A 16,757-nucleotide genomic window follows, 5' to 3' on the forward strand; every position below is an offset into this window, starting at 1 on the left:
CGGAATCGTGATGACTGATCCTAGGCGTCGCCACGAATTAACCCTATGGCAACGAGCGACAAATTAGTGGACATTTAACGCCATGAATCTGGAGAAAAGCCCATGAGCAAAAAAATTGCAGTGATCCTTTCCGGCTGTGGCGTGTACGACGGCGCCGAAATCCACGAAAGCGTGATCACCCTGCTGCGCCTGGACCAGCGCGGCGCTCAGGTGCAGTGCTTTGCGCCGAACATCGCGCAGCTGCATGTGATCAATCACCTGACCGGCGAAGAGATGCCCGAGTCGCGCAACGTGCTGGTGGAATCGGCGCGCATCGCCCGCGGCAATATCAAGGACCTGCGCGAGGCCAGCGTCGAAGACTTCGATGCGCTGATCGTGCCAGGCGGTTTCGGCGCGGCGAAGAACCTCTCCAATTTTGCCGTCGAAGGCGCTGGCTGCACGGTGCAACCAGAAGTGCTCGCGTTGGCCGAAGCCTTTGCCGAAGCAGGTAAACCGGTGGGGCTGATCTGCATCTCACCCGCGCTGGCGGCGAAGATCTACGGCCCGGGCGTGACCTGTACCATCGGTAACGATGCCGAGACGGCGGCGGCGATGAACAAGATGGGCGCTACCCACGCCGATTGCGCCGTGGGCGATATTGTCGAGGACAAGGCGCGCAAGTTGGTGAGTACACCGGCGTATATGCTGGCGCAGTCGATCAGCGAGGCGGCGTCCGGCATCAATAAGCTTGTGGACCGCGTGCTCGAACTGACCCATGAAAACGACGCCTGACACCTGATCGTTCCCACGCTCCGCGTGGGAATGCAGCCAGGGACGCTCTGCGTCCCAAAGCGGACGCGGAGCGTCCGGTGAGGCATTCCCACGCGGAGCGTGGGAACGATCATTGCGAACGGGTCAAGCGGGTCAGAATCCGGTCCAGCGCATTGGCAAACGCCTGTTTCTCCCGCTCGCCAAACGGTGCAGGGCCACCGCTCATCTGGCCCTGTTCACGCAGGTCGGTGAACAGGTTACGCACCGCCAGCCTGTCGCCCATGTTCTGCGCGTCGAACTCTTTGCCTCGCGGGTCCAGCGCCGAAACGCCCTTCTTTACCAAGCGGTCAGCCAACGGTACATCACTGCAAATCACCAGTTCACCGGGTACCGCGTGCTCCACCAGGTAATCGTCGGCCGCGTCCGGGCCGCTGGGCACCACAATCAGCTTCACCAGCGCCAGGCCTGGCTTGATCTGCGGCTGGCCGGCCACCATGACCACTTCGAACTGGCGCTTGAGGGCGAATTTCACCACCAGATCCTTGGCCGCCCGTGGGCAGGCGTCGGCATCGATCCACACACGCATTTTATTAACCTCTTAAAAGCAAAAGATCGCAGGCTTCGCCAGCTCCTACATGGGATCAACGTACACCCGTAGGAGCTGACAAAGGCTGCGATCTTTTAAAGGATCACTCGGTCAGGAGACTTGCACCCGCCGCTTCTCGGCCATGCGACTACGGCTATACAGCACAACAATTGCAATAATCGCCACCGCCTGCGCACTCAACGAATACAGATCAGCGTGGATCCCCAGCCAGTCGAAGTCAAAGAACGGTACCGGCCGGGTGCCGAAGATCCCGGCTTCCTGCAACGCCTTCACGCCGTGACCGGCAAACACTACCGACAACGCGCACAGTAGCCCGGCATTAATGCCGAAGAACAACGCCAGCGGCAGTTTCGCCGAACCGCGCAGGATCACCCAGGCCAGGCCGACCAACAACACCAACGCCGTGGCACCGCCGGCCAATACCGCGTTATGCCCGGCAGGACCGGCCTGCAACCACAGGGTTTCGTAGAACAGGATCACCTCGAACAGTTCGCGATACACCGAGAAGAACGCCAGGATCGCAAAACCGAAACGCCCACCGCCGCCCACCAGGCTGCTCTTGATGTAATCCTGCCAAGCCGCCGCGTGGCGACGGTCGTGCATCCACACGCCGAGCCACAGCACCATGACACTGGCAAACAGCGCCGTGCAGCCTTCCAGCAGTTCACGCTGGGCACCGCTGACATCGATCACGTACGCCGCCAGCGCCCAGGTCGCCAAACCGGCCAACAGCGCCAAACCCCAACCGACGTTGACACTGCGCACCGCCGATTGCTGGCCAGTGTTGCGCAGGAACGCGAGAATCGCCGCCAGTACCAGAATCGCTTCCAGGCCTTCGCGCAGCAGAATCAACAGGCCGGAGATGTAGCTCAACGACCAGCTCAGGCCATCGTTGCCCAGTAGACCGGCGGATTCCTTCAACTTGGCCTTGGCTGCAGCCAGACGCTGTTCAACCTGAGCCACCGGCAAGCCGTCCTGCAACGACTGACGATACGCCATCAGGGACTTTTCAGTGTCTTTGCGCACGTTGGCGTCGACGTTGTCCAAGGAGCTTTCGACCAGCTCAAAGCCTTCCAGGTACGCCGCCACCGACAGGTCGTAGGCCTGATCGTGCTCGCCGGTACGGTAGGCGGCGATGCTCTTGTCCAGGGTCGCTGCGGTGTAGTCGAGCAATTGCGCCGGGCCACGCTTGACCTGCGGCGGTTGCGCTCGTTGCGCACGGAAGGTCGACACGGCTTGCGGGCCTTCGGCGGCCAGCACTTCGGCCGGCGTCTGACGCGCCAGGTCGGCGATGTTGTAGGTCTTTTCGGATTTCGCTGCGGCCGGATCGGCGCTGAAGCCAGCGATATAGGTCGCCAGGTCCCAGCGCTGACGGTCATCCAGTTGATCGGCGAAGGACGGCATGTCAGTGCCTTCGACGCCTTGGCCCAAGGTGTTGTAGATCGCATAGAGGCTCAGGCGATCCAGTCGCGCCGCATCGCGCAGATTGGCCGGCGGCGGTGTCATGCCAACGCCTGCCGGGCCGTCACCGGCCCCCGCGTCGCCGTGGCACACCGAGCATTGCTGGGTATACAGTGGCGCGCCGCGAGTCGGGTCCGGGGTAATGACCGGGGCCTGGCTGACTTCATAGGCCACCGCCAGTTTTGCCCCGAGCTGTCGGGCCTGGCGGGCGACGTCGACGCCATCCTTGCGTGCAGCGATTGCGCTGCGCAGGCTGCTGACACCCTGCACCAGCTCGTCGCGTTCAGGCTTGGCCGGCAGTTCGGTGATCAAGCCTTGCAGGACGCCGAGAAACTCCTGCTGTTCACGGTATTCAGACTCATCAATGACCCTGCCGGCCTCGACCGTCGCCGGGTAATCGGCGCCGATGTAATCGAGTAAATGCAGTGCTTTGGGCGCGCCTTCGGCGGTGTCGGCCACCGCATGGAAGCTGCAGAACGCAATAACTGGCAGCACTAGCCACGCCAGAAAACGGGAGGAGGCAGTCATGAATGAATCTCAAAGGGAAATACGAAGTAACACATTGTTCACTTCCAATGACTTTCACTCAAGCTTTGTCTATGGCGGCCGCTGACGCACAGGAACAAAGTGCCATCATTCAAGTCTATAATTTGCCGCCTCTTGGCGGCTTATTTTCAAGGAAGACACACAGCAAATGGCCACCCGCCTGCGCTTCTTGTTTGCCCTCAGTGCGAGTCTGCTACTGAGCGGTTGCACCTCATTCCGTGACTACAACGCGGAGCTCGACGAGACGCTCTACTATTTCAGGGACGGCTACATCGAAAACGCTGTTGCCGTGCTCGACCGAAACAATCCCATTGCCCCGGGCGATCTCCTCTATAACTTTGAGCGGGGTGAATTGTTGCGCATGAACGGCGACCTGAGTGGCAGTTACGCCAACTGGGACTACGCCGACCGCTTGATCGAAGGGTGGGCAAACTCGCCTTATTTCGACTCGTTCAAAGGCTTCACCGATTTCAACAGCTACGGTGCCAACGACAAAGTGCGCCTATACGATGGTCATGACTTCGAGAAGGTCGCGCTGACGACGCAAATGGCCCTGATGCTCCTCTCCGCCGATGACAAGGAAAAGGCTCGCGTCGCGATCAAGAAAACCCACGAGCGCGAGGCGATCATTGCCGACAAGCGGGACAAGGAATACCTGGCCCTGGAAAACCAGGCGAAAGATCAGGGAGTCACGCTCAAATACAAGGACCTTCAGGGCTACCCCGTGGCGACCCTCGACGCCCCCGAAGTGGTCGCGCTGAAAAACAGCTACCAGAGCGCGTTCAGTCATTACCTGGCTGGCTTCATCTATGAATCCCTGGACGAGAAAGACCTCGCCGCGCCCGGTTATCGCCAGGCGATTGAACTGCGCCCCAATACACCGGCGCTGGAGCAGGCCTTGCGCAACCTGGCGAAATCCCCGCTCAAGGCCGGTGAGGCCGATGTCCTGTTGATTGTGCAAACCGGTCTGGCGCCGGCGCTCAGGTCGGTGCGCGTGCCGATTTCGGTCGAGGCTGAAGGCCAGACCTTTGTCACTAATATGTCGTTTCCGGCCGTCGTCCCCGACACCTCTACGCCGCCTCTGGACTTCATCACCGTCGACAACAAAAAACAGATGCTGACCCTGCTCAACAGCTTCGGCGACATGTCGCGTCGTACGTTGCGTGATGACATGCCGGGGATTATTCAACGTACCCTCCATCGCGCCCAGAACAATGCCCAATACCTGGCGTTCCTGAAAAGACGCAGCCCCGAGAAACTGGAGGAGGAAATGCTGCGGCAAAACCAGCAGGAGGACGCCGACACGCGGGTCTGGCGCACCTTACCCGACAAGACTTTTATCGCCCGGATACGGCTGAACAAAGGCCTGCATCAATTGACGCTGCCGACTGCGCCGCAATACCCTCCGATCAAATTCGAGATTGATAAGAACCATCAAGCCTTCAGTTTGCGCGCCGTGGGTAACCGGATTTACGCCGCCGACGTCGCCATGCGCCAAGACCCCAAGCCCGCACCACAGGCTGGCGCCAGCCCTGCCCAACCCTGAACGGAGATTTTCATGGGATTGAAATGCTTTGCCGTTGTCGCCCTGGCCCTGTTGGCCGGTTGCGCCACCCCACCACCGCCCCCGCAACCCGGCAGCGCGGCCAGCAAAGTCATGGCCACCGGGCCGATCGAGCACGTGGCCATCGGCCCGATGCGCATGGCCAGAGAAAACGGCTTCCTCACGATTAACACCCAGTTGAGCAACACCGATACCGACAACCGAACGCTCTACTACCGCTATCTGTGGATGGGGCCGGAAGGGTTCCCGGTCGCTGAAGCTGACTCTTGGAAAAGCCTGACCCTGTACGCCGGGCAGACCAGTTTCCTGCCCGCCATCGCCCCCGTGCCACAAGCCGTGGACTTCCGCCTGGAGATCAATACGCCGTGAACCGTCCGCACACGAACATGCCCCTGATTGCCCGAATCTCTTGCGTCGCCCTGGCCACGCTGCTGGTCGGTGGCTGCGCAGACAACCGCTCACCAGTGCTGGGCAGTGGCAACATCAGCTATGGCGATCCGAAAGCTGTGGAACTGGTGACCAACGAATTCGGCTCGACCGACCTGCAAATGATCGCCGAGAGCATGACCCGTTCCCTCGCCCAGTCCGGCGTCCTGAAGGGCCGTCCGGTGGTTCAGGTGTACGACGTGATGAACAAGACCAGCGAGTACATCGACACGCGGGAGATCACAACGTCGATCAAAACCCAGTTGATGCGCTCCGGCACCGCCCGCTTTGCCAGCGACAATACCGATATGCAGAGTCAGGTCGACCACCTCAAGCTGCAAAACCAGAGTGGCTTGTACAAGAAAAGTACTGTGGCCAAAACCGGCAACATGATCGCCGCCCGCTACCGCCTGGAAGGCTCGATCAGTTCGATCATCAAGCGCAGCAACGACTACAAGGACGTCTTCTACAAATTCAGCCTGCAATTGGTCGATGTCGAAAGCGGGCTGGCCGAGTGGATGGACGAGAAAGAAATCCGCAAAACCACGGAGCGCTAAGCAATGCGTGCATGGATTGGCATCATCACCCTGGCCTGTGCGTTTGGCGCCCAGGCTGGCCCGAAAATCGCGGTCACCGACCTGGCCTACGAGGCCAGCGTGGATCAATACGTCCACGTCATCTCGGCACGGGACAACCAGCAGCAGGACTATTACGGCGCCAGTGGCTCGTCCAGTTATGACGAGTACAGCACACAGAACAGCTACCTGGAGCAGACCGAGATCCGGCGTTTCAGCGGCGACATCAAAGGTGAAATGCTCAAGACCGGGATGTTCCAGCTGATTCAGGGCACGCCTTACACGGCCAGCGCCAAGAGCGATGTGTACGACGTGATCAAGCGCATCAAGGCTGGCGACTTCAAGGGCGCCGATTACGTGTTGTTCGGCACGCTGTCGGACATCGATTTCACCCAGGACATGAACGAGCTGGCCAATACCGACAGCTATTCGGCGGTGCTGGCGTTGACCCTGGTGGCGGACTTCAGCCTGATCAATACCAAAACCTACGAAATCACCTCGGCGTTCACCGCCATGGGTGAAGCGCAGGACACCAAATTGGTGAATGACCGGGACATCCACGTTTCACTGAACCGGCCGCGGGTGGTGCGTGAAGTGTCCAAGGCGTTGGGAGAGGACGTGGCGGCGCAACTGAGCCAGCAGCTGGGCGGCGGGAGCTATGAGCAGCCGGGGCCAGCCCCGCAGCGCAACAACCTGCCACAAGATACGGCGCCGGTGATTTTGCGCTGAGTCTGGACGCTGATCGTTCCCACGCTCTGCGTGAGAATGCAGCCCGGGACGCTCCGCGTCCCATCCAAAGCCGAACGCGGAGCGTCCGTTGAGGCATTCCCACGCACAGCGTAGGAACGATAAGGCGACCTGAAAAGGTCGCCTTTTTTGTGCCTGACGGTTTTACACCACCGCTTTACGTAGCGTCGCCATGAACGCCGCCGCGCCGATGAACAGCCCGGCAAACGTGCGGTTCATGCGTTTCTGCTGTTTGGGCGTGCGCAACATCCGCAACACTTTGGCCGCCAGCCCGGTGTAACCGGCCATGACGATCAGGTCGACGCAGACCATCGTGACGCCGATGATCAGGTATTGAGCCAGCAGCGGCGCATGCGGATCAATGAACTGTGGCAACACGGCCAGCATGAACACCAGTGCCTTCGGGTTACTGATGTTCACCAGGAAACCCCGGAACATCAGGGCCAGCGGCTTGCCAATCTGCCGCACCGCCGTGTCGTCGCTCATGTCGTTGGGCAATGCCCGCCATTGCTTGACCGCGAGATAAACCAGGTACGCCACGCCGAACCATTTGATCGCATAGAACGCTGTTGCCGAAGCCGTGAGAATGGCGCCAACCCCCGCACCGACAATCGCAATCTGCACCGCCAGGCCCAGTTGCAGGCCCAGGGCATTCCAGTAACCGCGCCAGAAACCGTATCGCAGACCGCTGGACATCGACGCAATCGCGCCGGCACCGGGGGACAGGCTGATAACCCAGCAGGCGGCAAAAAACGCCAGCCATGTTTGAAGCACCATTGCACACCTCGACTCAGACTCGTGACAGACGTCTAAGCTAATGCGGCTTTGGGCCGATGACTACCGATTTTTTGCAGGACCGAACCACGGCCGACCAGCGTGATTGGCGTTTCAGCTATTTTTCGAAACCGTTCGAAGGGAATACATCGCTACCGCGCCAGCGTCGAACCGAGCGCTGGAAGAACAGACTGTTAGGCACTTGCACCATCGCACTGCCGGTCCCGGCTTCTTCGGCCTCGATCAGCGTGGTGAAGAGCAGATTGATCGCCACTACCCGGCCTTTGACGCCCGGCTTGTCGAGGGTGTCCACCAGTTCGACCACATCACCGATGCGGAACGGGCCGACGGTGAAGATCAGGATGGCGCACAGCAGGTTCGAGAGCACGCTCCACATGGCGAAGAACGCCACCGCCGCCACCGCCACGAACCCGGACAACGCGGTCCAGAGCACCGTGGCCGAAACGCCAAGGCGTTCCAGCACGAAGATCAACGCGCTGCCCATGATCAGCCAGCGCAAACCACCGCGCAGCGGCATCAGCAGTTGCGGCGGAAACGGGTAGCGCTCGCCCAGGCGAGTCAGGCATTTGGCGACGAAGCGCTGGGCGACGTAACCGGCCAGCAGGATCAGCAGGATTTGCACGACGAGCCAGATCGGCTCGACCCACACCGCCGGCAGCGGCAATTTGAAGGCGTCCATCAGGACAACGCCTCCAGCTCCGCCTGCATGCTTTCCAGCAGTTCCAGGGCTTCCATCCAGGACTCTTCCAGTTCCGCTTCACGCACCTTGAGCTTGGCCTGTTCGGCCAGCAGGTCACGTAATTCGTTCTTGCGCGCCGGTTCGTAGATATCGCTGTCGCCGAGGCTGGCATCGATCTTCGCCAGTTTCTCGTGCAGCTTGCCCAGCTCGGCTTCGAGCTTGTCGGCTTCACGCTTGTGCGGTGCCAGTTGCTGACGCAACGCCGCAGCGGCTTGGCGCTGGGCTTTCTTGTCAGTCTTGTCCGGATTCACCGGGGTGTTGCTGACCGGCGCGTTGCGTTGACGGTACTCCACCAGCCAGCGGGTGTAGTCCTCCAGGTCGCCGTCGAACTCTTCGACCTTGCCGTCCGCTACCAGGTAGAAATTGTCGGTGGTGCTTTTGAGCAAATGGCGATCGTGAGAGACCACCAGTACCGCACCGCTGAATTCCTGCAAGGCCATGGTCAGCGCCAGACGCATTTCCAGGTCCAGGTGGTTGGTCGGTTCGTCGAGCAGCAGCAGGTTCGGCCGGCCCCAGGCGATCAACGCCAGCGCCAGACGGGCCTTTTCGCCGCCAGAGAAATTCAGCACCGGCTCATCAATGCGCGCACCACGGAAGTCAAAACCGCCGAGGAAGTCGCGCAGGGTCTGCTCGCGCTCGGTCGGCGCCAGGCGCTGCATGTGCAGCAACGGGCTGGCCTTGGAGTCGAGCGAATCGAGCTGATGCTGGGCAAAGTAGCCGACCACGGTGTTCTCGCCACGGGTCAAGCGACCGGACAACGGCTCGAGCTCACCGGCAAGGTTTTTGATCAGGGTCGATTTACCGGCACCGTTGGGGCCGAGCAAACCGATGCGCGCGCCGGGGGTCAGTTGCAGCTTGACCTTCTCCAGCACGGCGCGCTCGCCGTAACCCAGTCGAGCATCGGAGATATCAATCAACGGGCTGGAAATTTTGTGCGACTCACGGAACACGAAGTCGAACGGCGAATCGACGTGGGCCGCGGACAGTTCTTCCATCCGCTCCAACGCCTTGATCCGGCTCTGGGCCTGACGGGCCTTGGTGGCCTGGGCCTTGAAGCGGGCGATGTAGCTTTCCATGTGCGCGCGTTGCGCCTGCTGCTTCTCATAGGCCTGTTGTTGCTGGGCCAGACGTTCGGCACGGGCGCGTTCGAAGGCGCTGTAGCCGCCGCGATACAGGGTGATCTTGCGCTGATCGACGTGAGCCACGTGATCGACCACGGCATCGAGGAAATCCCGGTCGTGGGAAATCAGCATCAAGGTGCCGGGATAGCTTTTGAGCCACTCTTCGAGCCAGATAATGGCGTCGAGGTCCAAGTGGTTGGTCGGTTCGTCGAGCAGCAATAGGTCCGAGGGGCACATCAAAGCCTGCGCCAGGTTCAGACGCATCCGCCAGCCACCGGAGAAATCTCCTACCTGTCGGTCCATCTGATCGTTGGTGAACCCAAGACCGGCCAGCAACTTGCGCGCCCGGGCATCGGCGGTGTAACCGTCGGCGCTGTCGAGTTCGGCGTGCAGGCGGGCCTGAGCGGCACCGTCATGGGCCGCTTCGGCCGCGGCGAGGTCGCGTTGCACTTCGCGCAGGCGCAGGTCGCCATCGAGCACGTAGTCGACCGCGATGCGATCAAGGGTGTCGATCTCCTGGCGCATGTGGGCGATGCGCCAGTCCGCCGGCAGCAAGCAATCACCCGAGTCCGGGTGCAGGTCACCCAGGAGCAAGGCGAACAGGCTCGATTTGCCGGCGCCGTTGGCACCGATGAGGCCGGCTTTGTGGCCGGCGTGCAGGGTCAGCTCGGCGTCTTCTAGCAGACGTTGCGGGCCACGCTGTAAAGTCAGGTTCTGAAGTCGAATCATAATGGCGGCGGAGTCTACCAGCTTCGCTCGCAACTGGCGCGAGTAGCACTATGTCCTCTGACCTGTGGAGCTTTTCCCTGAACACTTACGCCCGCCCCGGCGTTGAAGGCTTGTGCCTGCAATTGCAGTCGGCGGGCGTGAATGTCTGTCTGCTGCTGTGTGGGCTATGGCTGGAACAACGGGGTGTGAACTGCGACGAGCAACGCTTGCAGGCGCTTTTTCAGGTGGCCGGGCCTTGGGAGTTGAATGTCGTGCAGCCGCTGCGAGCGTTGCGCATGCAATGGAAAGCCGCCGCCGCGGACGACGTAGAACTCAATGCGTTACGCGAGCAAGTCAAAACACTGGAGCTGGAAGCCGAACGGCATCTGTTATCGCAACTGGAGCGTACGGCTGAAAGTTGGCCGCAAGATGAGACGACCGAACGATCGGCCTGGCTGGAAGGTATGGCGGCAGGCGCCGCCAACCTGGACCGCGACGCGCTGCATCAGCTGCGCGTCGCGGTAACCGGCACTTAGGAAGCGCTGGTTGGGGTGGTGGTAGTGCCCGAAGCGGCGGCCGGGGTTGGCGCGGCGGTCGCGGTCGAGGTGGTGGCGGCTGGAGCAGGCGATGCTGCTGGAGCCGGGGTGGCAGGCTTGGCGACTGGCGCGGTAGCCGGTTTGGCCGCAGCGGGTTTGGCAGCGACTGGTTTTTTCACCGCAGGTTTTGCAGCAGGCTTAGCGGCTGGCTTTACAGCCGGTTTCGCAGCCACTGGCTTGGCAGCAGGTTTAGCCGCGGCTGGTTTGGCAGCGCTGGCGGTGGCCGGCTTGGTCGCTGGTTTGGCGGCTGCGGGTTTCGCAGTTGGCTTGGCAGCGGCGGTTTTAGCGGCCGGTTTTGCGGCTGGTTTGGCAGCAGGCTTGGCCGCTGGTTTGGCAGCGGTTTTTGCAGCGACTGGCTTGGCAGCCGGTTTCGCTGCTGCGGTTTTGATCGCTGGTTTTGCTGCCGGTTTTGCAGCTGTTTTTGCAGCGGGTTTGGCAGCCGCGGTTTTCGCTACAGCGGGTTTGGCAGCTGCAGTTCTTGCAGTGGCCGATTTGGCAGCAGCTGGCTTGGCGGCAGTTGCTTTAGCAGCTGGTTTCGCAGCGCTGGCAGCCACTGGTTTTTTCGCTACAGGTTTTGCTGCGCCTTTGGCCGGTGCTTTAGCAGCCGGTTTGGCAGCAGGCTTGGCGGCTGCTTTTGCAGCAGCCGGTTTGGCAGCGGCTTTCTTGGCAGGTGCCGCAGCAGGCTTGGCCGAACGCAGGGACAACGCCTTGCTGACAGCCTCTTGTACGCGTCCGACACCCTGGGCCAATTTCAGGCTTTCTTGAGCATCGCGCTTGAGTTGCAGAATGTAGCTGCGGGTCTCGGACTGACGATCCTTCAGGGCATCGAGCAAGTCTTCGAGTTGCTTCACTCCGTCCTTCGCCTTGGCTTGTGCCTTGGCTTTGCCGGCCGCCGCAGCGTCCTGCAATTTGGTACGGGATTTGTGCAGTTTTTCTTGCGCTTTACCGCGCTGCTTTTCCAGTTTGGCGAGCAGTTTTTCAGCATCAGCCAAGGCTTGGGAACAAGCGGTTTCCAAATGCTCGAGCAGACTGCCCGAGAGTTGTTGGAGTAAGTGCAACGGAGTATTTACAGGCTTCTTGGTGGCCGACATGGTTTACCTCCTGGCTGACGTGAATGCGGCTCATACTAGACCTCTGCTGACACCGCCGCTAGGCCATGTTGACAGTATCCAAAGCGCTACGTTGCAACGGATTGAAAATGTTCTGCGTCTGCGCAAAAGCAGTTCACCGTTTAATCCATTCTCGCTGGCATAATCCCCCGCATCTCAGGTCGGAGAGTGCCCATGTCGCGTTACCTTTTTTTATCCCTGCTGATGTGTTTTTCCGTCGCACAAGCCGCGGAAAAAACCGCTGAAAATGATGCTCACGATCTCGCTTATAGCCTGGGGGCAAGCCTCGGCGAACGCCTGCGCCAGGAGGTTCCGGACCTGCAACTTCAGGCACTGGTCGAAGGCTTGCAGCAAGCCTATCAAGGCAAACCCCTGGCACTGAAAGACGCGCAGATTGAACAGATCCTGGCCGACCACGAAGCCCAGGTCGCGTTGCAAACGCCGGCACCGCAAACCGAAGAAGCCCTGGAAAAAGAGCAGCGTTTTCTTACTCAGGAAAAAGCCCGGCCCGGGGCTCGTGAACTGGACGATGGAATATTGCTGACGGAGTTGGCCCCGGGTAACGGTGCCAAGGCTGGACCGAACGGCAAGGTTCAGGTGTTGTACATCGGTCGCCTGCCCGACGGCACGGTGTTCGATCAGAACAGCCAACCGCAGTGGTTCAGCCTCGACAGCGTGATCACTGGCTGGCGCAGCGCGTTGCAAAACATGCCGGTGGGCGCGAAGTGGCGTCTGGTGATTCCATCGGCCCAGGCCTATGGCGCCGACGGTGCCGGCGACCTGATCGCGCCGTTCACGCCGCTGGTGTTCGAAGTCGAACTGCGCGGCGCCACAAGCTGAATAGCGGAAACGAAAAACGGCGCGCAGAGCGCACCGTTTACAGTTGTTGCAGGAAGGGGTTCAGGCCTGAACCGGATCCTCTTCCTTGTGAGCAGTGTGCAGCACTTCGATCAGGCAATCTTCCAGTTCGAAGCGTTCATGCAACAGACCACCCAGCTCTTTGAATTTCTCGGCGACACACTTGCCTGCATCGCACAGATCATTGAACGCGAGCAGCTTCTCAGTGATGACGTCGATGCGTGGGTAGATGGTCTCAGCCAACTCCAGGCCGCGAGAGTCACCAAACGCCTTGGCTTCGCCAGTGAGCTGTTCGTAGATCTCGAAATGCCCCGCCGAAACGTAATCGACCAGCACGCCGCAGAATTCCTGCAACGGTTTGCGGTTTTCGCCCAGAGCTTCAGGCTTGGCGCCGAGAGCATCATAGGCCCGAACCAGTTCGTGACGCTCCTGCAACCAGCGGTCGATCAGCAGATGCACTCCACCCCAGCGTTCCTGAGCATTCTGACAACTTTCGAGCATGGTGATCTCTCTTCCCTTGTGGGTCATGCTGCTCTACACCTGTCGCACCCTTGAAGGTCAAGAATCGGCCAGGCAGAGCGTCATCGAGCAACATAAATCCAATGACACGTGCGGGCCAGATTATGCCCGCACGACAATGGCTTCAAGGTACGCAGGAGATAAAGTTCATACAAGTGTTTAATCACCCGCCACAGCCCCATGCGACGACACGCCGCTGGGCGGTCGCTGACAGGCGATCCAGACATGGCGCAGCAACTGATAAATACCCAATATCAGTATCGCGACGAAGAACAGCAGGCTCCATTCCGGGATGCTCAGGTCAAACAAAGTCCATGAGATCTCGGCGCAGTCGGCAGTGCCCTTGAACAACCGATGTACGACGCATGTCCAGGGCATGCTCTCGAACACGCCATCCAGATTGGGCGAACAGACTGCGAGTTGCTGCTGCGGATCACTCTGCAGAAGCACCTGCCGCCACGCTGCGACGGTTCCACCCAGGCTGGCGGAAAATCCCAGTAGCCAATAAACGAAAGAACCGAATCGCCGCGGGCCATGCACCGAGGCCACCAGGCAAACAACCATGAGCAGCGCCAGGCAAACCCGCTGCAACAAACACAACCCGCAAGGTTTGAGCCCGACCACATATTCCAGGTAATACGAAACGCCCAAGGCCAGGGCACCTGCAATGAAAGCCATGAAAAACAAGGAGCGTGAGCAGGCCAAAGACATGGCTAATCCGTAACAGTAGAGACAGGCGGTTACGGTAGAGGAAAGCGCGCCAGCCTTTCAAGGCAGGCCACCACGGACACTTCACCAGAGGTGTAGGGAATTCCCGACAGGAACGGAAGGATTCGGTGTAGTCCTTTGTAGGACTATGCCGATCAGGGACTACAAAGCTAAACATTCAGCACGCTGGCCGACTGGTTCACGGCTCAAACTACATCCTGTAGCCGCTGCCAAAGCCCGCGTTCGCTTGTAGCAGCTGCCGAGCCTGCGAGGCTGCGTTCGCTTGTAGCAGCTGCCGAGCCTGCGAGGCTGCGTTCGGCTTGTAGCAGCTGCCGAGCCTGCGAGCCTGCGTTCGGCTTGTAGCAGCTGCCGAGCCTGCGAGGCTGCGTTCGGCTGCGCAGCAGTCGTGAAATCAGCCGACGCGCTGCCTCAGGAAAACCGCGCACTCAGGTTTTGCGACTGCTTCGCAGCCGAACGTAGCCTCGCAGGCTCGGCAGCTGCTACAAAACGCAGGCTTCACCATAACAACTGATGGTCGACTCAGGCCCGGACTGCTACCGGCAATGGCGCCGCCAGCAGGCGCTCATCCAGCAGGCCGAGGCCTTCCTGGAACAGCTGATTACTGCGTTCGGTGTCGCCCAGTTGCGCCAGCAACCTGGCCAGCTCCGCACAGGCTTCCGGGTTGCGCTGCAGGCGCAGGCTGCTTTCCAGATAATCCCGGGCTTTGCCCCACAGGCTGGATTGCAGACACAGGCGGCCCAAGGTCAGTAGCAGACTCGGATCAGCGGGGTGATCCTTGAGCCAGCCCTCGGCGGTTTGCAACTGCCGCGACGGATCGCTGCCGCGCACCAATCCATAGAGACGCGCCAGATGACTGTCGTACTTGCGCTTGAGCGCCGCACGCAGAATCTCTTCAGCTTCGGCTTGCGCGCCCAGTTGCCGCAATTGCTCGGCATAGGCCAGCACCAGGGGCGGTTCTTGGCGCTGCGCCGTGCTGAGCTGCTGCCAGGCCCGATTGAGGGACTGCAAACCGACGACGCCATCCTCCTCGCGGTGCGCCGCCAGATTGAGATTTTCACCCCAGGCCCGGCGCTCCAGCTCAGCCAACTCCGCCGCTGGCAAGACCTTGTCCTTGCGCAATTCCGGCAGCAGGCGAATCACCGCCGCCCAGTCGCCGCGCTGCTGATGCAGACGCTGCAACTGACGCAGGGTCTGCACGTTATGCGGATGTCGCTCGTGCATGGCTTCCAGGGTCGCCAGGGCGCCGTCGGTATCACCACGGTCGGTCTGCAATTGCGCGTGGCTCAAGGCAATTGCCAATTCGGCCTGGGGCTGACGATCAAGGGCGCGCTCCAGCAGCTTGTCGCACTCCTCGTAGTGACCTTGTTCATTCGCAGCGCGGGCCGCGCCGAGGTAATACAGCAACGGCTGGCGCTCGGCTTCGGCGGCCCGATGTAAATGACGCTGGGCACTGGCCCAACGACCCTCGGCAAGGTCCAGCTGACCATGCTCGATTGCCACTTGTACTCGACGGCTGCGATTGCGCCGGGACCACGGATTGACCACACCGCCGGAAGTCGTCACCAGCTCAACCAACGCCTTGATGCCCCAGAACACCAGCCAGAGAACCGCCAGCAAGGCCAAAGTCGCCCACAGGCTCGACTCGTAGCGGAAGCTCTTGTAGGCGATCAGCACGTAGCCGGAATGCTCGGCAATCGCCAGCCCCAGCACCCCGGCGGCGGCGATGACCAGGAACAGGATCACATAGAGGCGTTTCATGGCGTGGCCTCCTGCGCAGTGTTCGCGGCAGGCTTGGCCAGCGGTTTGATCGAATCTTCGGCATTCACATTACGCCGCTCCAGGTAACCCTGGACCGCGCTCAACGTGCCCGTCAGATCCGGTGTAATAACCGTGACCGGTTGCGTGCTCAGCTCGGCAACCTGCTCAAGCATCACTTTGCTCTGCGGATTGTCCGGATTGAAATTGCCTTTGAGCACATCCCGCGCCTCAGTCAGCGCCTGGGTATACACCGGTGCCTGACCATTGAGCGCAGCCCACTGCGCCTGTTCCAGTGCCAGGCTCAGGGCCAGACGCACCTGGCTCAGGCCTTGCCCGGCCAGTAACGGACGAACATTCTTGTCGGCATTGAAGTCGATGCGGATGTAGCGCGATACCTCATCCCACCATTGCGCCCAGCGACTGGCGCCGTCGCCATCGGCGGTCAGGCCCAGCAAGGATTCGCCACGGTCCTTGTACTCCGGCGCCAGCTCGGTGAGGTTGATCACCTGGTCGCGCAAGGCCCCCAGCTTCAGGAACAGCCCGGTGCGGTCCGGCTGCTCGGTGCTGCGCAAAGCCACCAGGGTCTTGGCCACTTGCTCGCGGGCGGCAAAGGCGCCGGGGTCGTTCTGTTCGCGGAGAATTTCATCAGCCCCCTGCACCAGAGCCTGGGCGCTGCTGATGTCCTGAAGCGCTGAAAGACGCAGGCTGGCCAGACGCAGCAAGTGCTCGGCTTCGGCCAGGCGCCAATCCTTGCGGCTGGCACCGAGGACGGTTTCCAACTTTTGATTCAGGCGTTGTTGATCGCCTTGCAGTTGCGTCACCAGACGGCGACGGTCTTCCAGCTCATCGGCGGCAGGTAGCTGTTCGAGACGTGCGGTCAAGCGTTGATCATTGAGCTTGAGGCTTTGAGCCTGATCGTTCAGCGCCTGGACTTCACTCAACTGCTGTTGGGTATTGGCTTGCAGGTGGCGCACTTGCCACACTCCCCATCCACCCACGGCAACACCGGCGGCGCCCAGCAACAGGGCGACGATTGCCAGTCCATTGCCTCTACGCTGCACCGCAGCAGGTGGTGGAGTTTCAACGGGTGCATCGAGCACCGGCTGTACGTCATCTTTAGGCAAGACTGTTTCGCTCACGTATCCATCC

The 16,757-nt window shown here is 60.7% G+C and carries 17 protein-coding genes; 7 read left to right on the forward strand and 10 right to left on the reverse strand.

The window, feature by feature from the left end; all coding sequences use genetic code 11:
• The first annotated feature begins 102 nt into the window (after positions 1–102).
• Positions 103–771: an isoprenoid biosynthesis glyoxalase ElbB gene (elbB, locus tag ACA071_RS30425; protein ID WP_497642385.1), complete on the forward strand. Its 669-nt coding sequence runs from the start codon at positions 103–105 to the stop codon at positions 769–771.
• 109 nt (positions 772–880) lie between these two features.
• Here elbB and ACA071_RS30430 read toward each other — a convergent pair whose 3' ends face one another.
• Both ACA071_RS30430 and ACA071_RS30435 read right to left on the reverse strand, forming a co-directional pair.
• Positions 881–1,336, reverse strand: coding sequence for a YaiI/YqxD family protein (locus ACA071_RS30430; RefSeq protein ID WP_497642386.1), 456 nt, complete (start codon positions 1,334–1,336; stop codon positions 881–883).
• Positions 1,337–1,447: 111 nt separating this feature from the next.
• On the reverse strand, positions 1,448–3,346 hold the full coding sequence (locus tag ACA071_RS30435) for an FTR1 family protein (protein ID WP_497642387.1): 1,899 nt from the start codon (positions 3,344–3,346) through the stop codon (positions 1,448–1,450).
• A gap of 166 nt (positions 3,347–3,512) precedes the next feature.
• On the opposite strand from ACA071_RS30435, the gene ACA071_RS30440 reads away from it, so the two are divergent.
• The 4 genes from ACA071_RS30440 to ACA071_RS30455 are packed head-to-tail and all read left to right on the forward strand — an operon-like array spanning position 3,513 to position 6,658.
• A complete protein-coding gene (locus ACA071_RS30440; RefSeq protein WP_497642388.1) occupies positions 3,513–4,910 on the forward strand; it encodes a COG3014 family protein in 1,398 nt (465 codons plus the stop codon).
• Positions 4,911–4,922: 12 nt separating this feature from the next.
• Positions 4,923–5,297 carry a YcfL family putative periplasmic lipoprotein gene (locus ACA071_RS30445; RefSeq protein WP_497642389.1) on the forward strand — a complete coding sequence of 125 codons (375 nt, stop codon included), beginning with the start codon at positions 4,923–4,925 and terminating at the stop codon, positions 5,295–5,297.
• Positions 5,298–5,320: 23 nt separating this feature from the next.
• Positions 5,321–5,911, forward strand: a complete 591-nt coding sequence (gene lpoB, locus ACA071_RS30450) for a penicillin-binding protein activator LpoB (protein ID WP_497645408.1) — start codon at positions 5,321–5,323, stop codon at positions 5,909–5,911.
• 3 nt (positions 5,912–5,914) lie between these two features.
• Positions 5,915–6,658: a penicillin-binding protein activator LpoB gene (locus ACA071_RS30455; protein ID WP_497642390.1), complete on the forward strand. Its 744-nt coding sequence runs from the start codon at positions 5,915–5,917 to the stop codon at positions 6,656–6,658.
• A 162-nt stretch (positions 6,659–6,820) separates the two neighbouring features.
• On the opposite strand, the gene ACA071_RS30460 is transcribed toward ACA071_RS30455, so the two are convergent.
• The 3 genes from ACA071_RS30460 to ACA071_RS30470 form a co-directional block, all read right to left on the reverse strand.
• Positions 6,821–7,453 carry a LysE family transporter gene (locus ACA071_RS30460; RefSeq protein WP_497642391.1) on the reverse strand — a complete coding sequence of 211 codons (633 nt, stop codon included), beginning with the start codon at positions 7,451–7,453 and terminating at the stop codon, positions 6,821–6,823.
• Between the two features lie 115 nt (positions 7,454–7,568).
• A complete protein-coding gene (locus ACA071_RS30465; RefSeq protein ID WP_497642392.1) occupies positions 7,569–8,150 on the reverse strand; it encodes a mechanosensitive ion channel domain-containing protein in 582 nt (193 codons plus the stop codon).
• Positions 8,150–10,060, reverse strand: coding sequence for an ATP-binding cassette domain-containing protein (locus ACA071_RS30470; RefSeq protein ID WP_497642393.1), 1,911 nt, complete (start codon positions 10,058–10,060; stop codon positions 8,150–8,152). Before ACA071_RS30470 ends, ACA071_RS30465 begins: the two co-directional genes overlap by 1 nt.
• Positions 10,061–10,110: 50 nt before the next feature.
• On the opposite strand from ACA071_RS30470, the gene ACA071_RS30475 reads away from it, so the two are divergent.
• Positions 10,111–10,575: a TIGR02444 family protein gene (locus ACA071_RS30475; protein WP_497642394.1), complete on the forward strand. Its 465-nt coding sequence runs from the start codon at positions 10,111–10,113 to the stop codon at positions 10,573–10,575.
• On the opposite strand, the gene ACA071_RS30480 is transcribed toward ACA071_RS30475, so the two are convergent.
• The gene (locus ACA071_RS30480) at positions 10,572–11,726 is read right to left on the reverse strand and encodes an AlgP family protein (protein ID WP_497642395.1); all 1,155 of its coding nucleotides are present in this window, start codon (positions 11,724–11,726) and stop codon (positions 10,572–10,574) included. The genes ACA071_RS30475 and ACA071_RS30480 overlap by 4 nt on opposite strands.
• Positions 11,727–11,918: 192 nt before the next feature.
• Between ACA071_RS30480 and ACA071_RS30485 the strand changes: the two genes are divergently transcribed.
• A complete protein-coding gene (locus tag ACA071_RS30485; protein ID WP_497642396.1) occupies positions 11,919–12,584 on the forward strand; it encodes an FKBP-type peptidyl-prolyl cis-trans isomerase in 666 nt (221 codons plus the stop codon).
• 60 nt (positions 12,585–12,644) lie between these two features.
• Here the strand turns inward: ACA071_RS30485 and rsd are convergent, their stop codons facing one another.
• The 4 genes from rsd to ACA071_RS30505 form a co-directional block, all read right to left on the reverse strand.
• Positions 12,645–13,103 (reverse strand): sigma D regulator, encoded by a 459-nt coding sequence (gene rsd / locus ACA071_RS30490; protein ID WP_497642397.1) that lies wholly within the window; start codon positions 13,101–13,103, stop codon positions 12,645–12,647.
• Positions 13,104–13,280: 177 nt separating this feature from the next.
• Complete coding sequence (locus ACA071_RS30495) at positions 13,281–13,832, reverse strand: disulfide bond formation protein B (RefSeq protein WP_497642398.1); 552 nt, start codon at positions 13,830–13,832, stop codon at positions 13,281–13,283.
• A 537-nt stretch (positions 13,833–14,369) separates the two neighbouring features.
• Positions 14,370–15,608 carry a heme biosynthesis protein HemY gene (locus ACA071_RS30500; protein ID WP_497642399.1) on the reverse strand — a complete coding sequence of 413 codons (1,239 nt, stop codon included), beginning with the start codon at positions 15,606–15,608 and terminating at the stop codon, positions 14,370–14,372.
• Complete coding sequence (locus ACA071_RS30505; RefSeq protein WP_497642400.1) at positions 15,605–16,747, reverse strand: uroporphyrinogen-III C-methyltransferase; 1,143 nt, start codon at positions 16,745–16,747, stop codon at positions 15,605–15,607. The genes ACA071_RS30500 and ACA071_RS30505 overlap by 4 nt, the downstream gene beginning before the upstream one ends.
• Positions 16,748–16,757: the final 10 nt, after the last annotated feature.

The sequence above is a fragment of the Pseudomonas sp. LBUM1646 genome, from assembly GCF_059716165.1.

Bases quoted from the DNA above. Each gene is read 5' to 3' on its own strand.
- ACA071_RS30500 (WP_497642399.1), bottom strand. From the start codon at position 15,608: ATGAAACGCCTCTATGTGATCCTGTTCCTGGTCATCGCCGCCGCCGGG.
- ACA071_RS30460 (WP_497642391.1), bottom strand. From the start codon at position 7,453: ATGGTGCTTCAAACATGGCTGGCGTTTTTTGCCGCCTGCTGGGTTATC.
- ACA071_RS30445 (WP_497642389.1), top strand. From the start codon at position 4,923: ATGGGATTGAAATGCTTTGCCGTTGTCGCCCTGGCCCTGTTGGCCGGT.
- rsd (WP_497642397.1), bottom strand. From the start codon at position 13,103: ATGCTCGAAAGTTGTCAGAATGCTCAGGAACGCTGGGGTGGAGTGCAT.
- ACA071_RS30465 (WP_497642392.1), bottom strand. From the start codon at position 8,150: ATGGACGCCTTCAAATTGCCGCTGCCGGCGGTGTGGGTCGAGCCGATC.
- ACA071_RS30475 (WP_497642394.1), top strand. From the start codon at position 10,111: ATGTCCTCTGACCTGTGGAGCTTTTCCCTGAACACTTACGCCCGCCCC.
- ACA071_RS30480 (WP_497642395.1), bottom strand. From the start codon at position 11,726: ATGTCGGCCACCAAGAAGCCTGTAAATACTCCGTTGCACTTACTCCAA.
- elbB (WP_497642385.1), top strand. From the start codon at position 103: ATGAGCAAAAAAATTGCAGTGATCCTTTCCGGCTGTGGCGTGTACGAC.
- ACA071_RS30440 (WP_497642388.1), top strand. From the start codon at position 3,513: ATGGCCACCCGCCTGCGCTTCTTGTTTGCCCTCAGTGCGAGTCTGCTA.
- ACA071_RS30470 (WP_497642393.1), bottom strand. From the start codon at position 10,060: ATGATTCGACTTCAGAACCTGACTTTACAGCGTGGCCCGCAACGTCTG.
- ACA071_RS30435 (WP_497642387.1), bottom strand. From the start codon at position 3,346: ATGACTGCCTCCTCCCGTTTTCTGGCGTGGCTAGTGCTGCCAGTTATT.
- ACA071_RS30485 (WP_497642396.1), top strand. From the start codon at position 11,919: ATGTCGCGTTACCTTTTTTTATCCCTGCTGATGTGTTTTTCCGTCGCA.
- ACA071_RS30495 (WP_497642398.1), bottom strand. From the start codon at position 13,832: ATGTCTTTGGCCTGCTCACGCTCCTTGTTTTTCATGGCTTTCATTGCA.
- ACA071_RS30455 (WP_497642390.1), top strand. From the start codon at position 5,915: ATGCGTGCATGGATTGGCATCATCACCCTGGCCTGTGCGTTTGGCGCC.
- ACA071_RS30430 (WP_497642386.1), bottom strand. From the start codon at position 1,336: ATGCGTGTGTGGATCGATGCCGACGCCTGCCCACGGGCGGCCAAGGAT.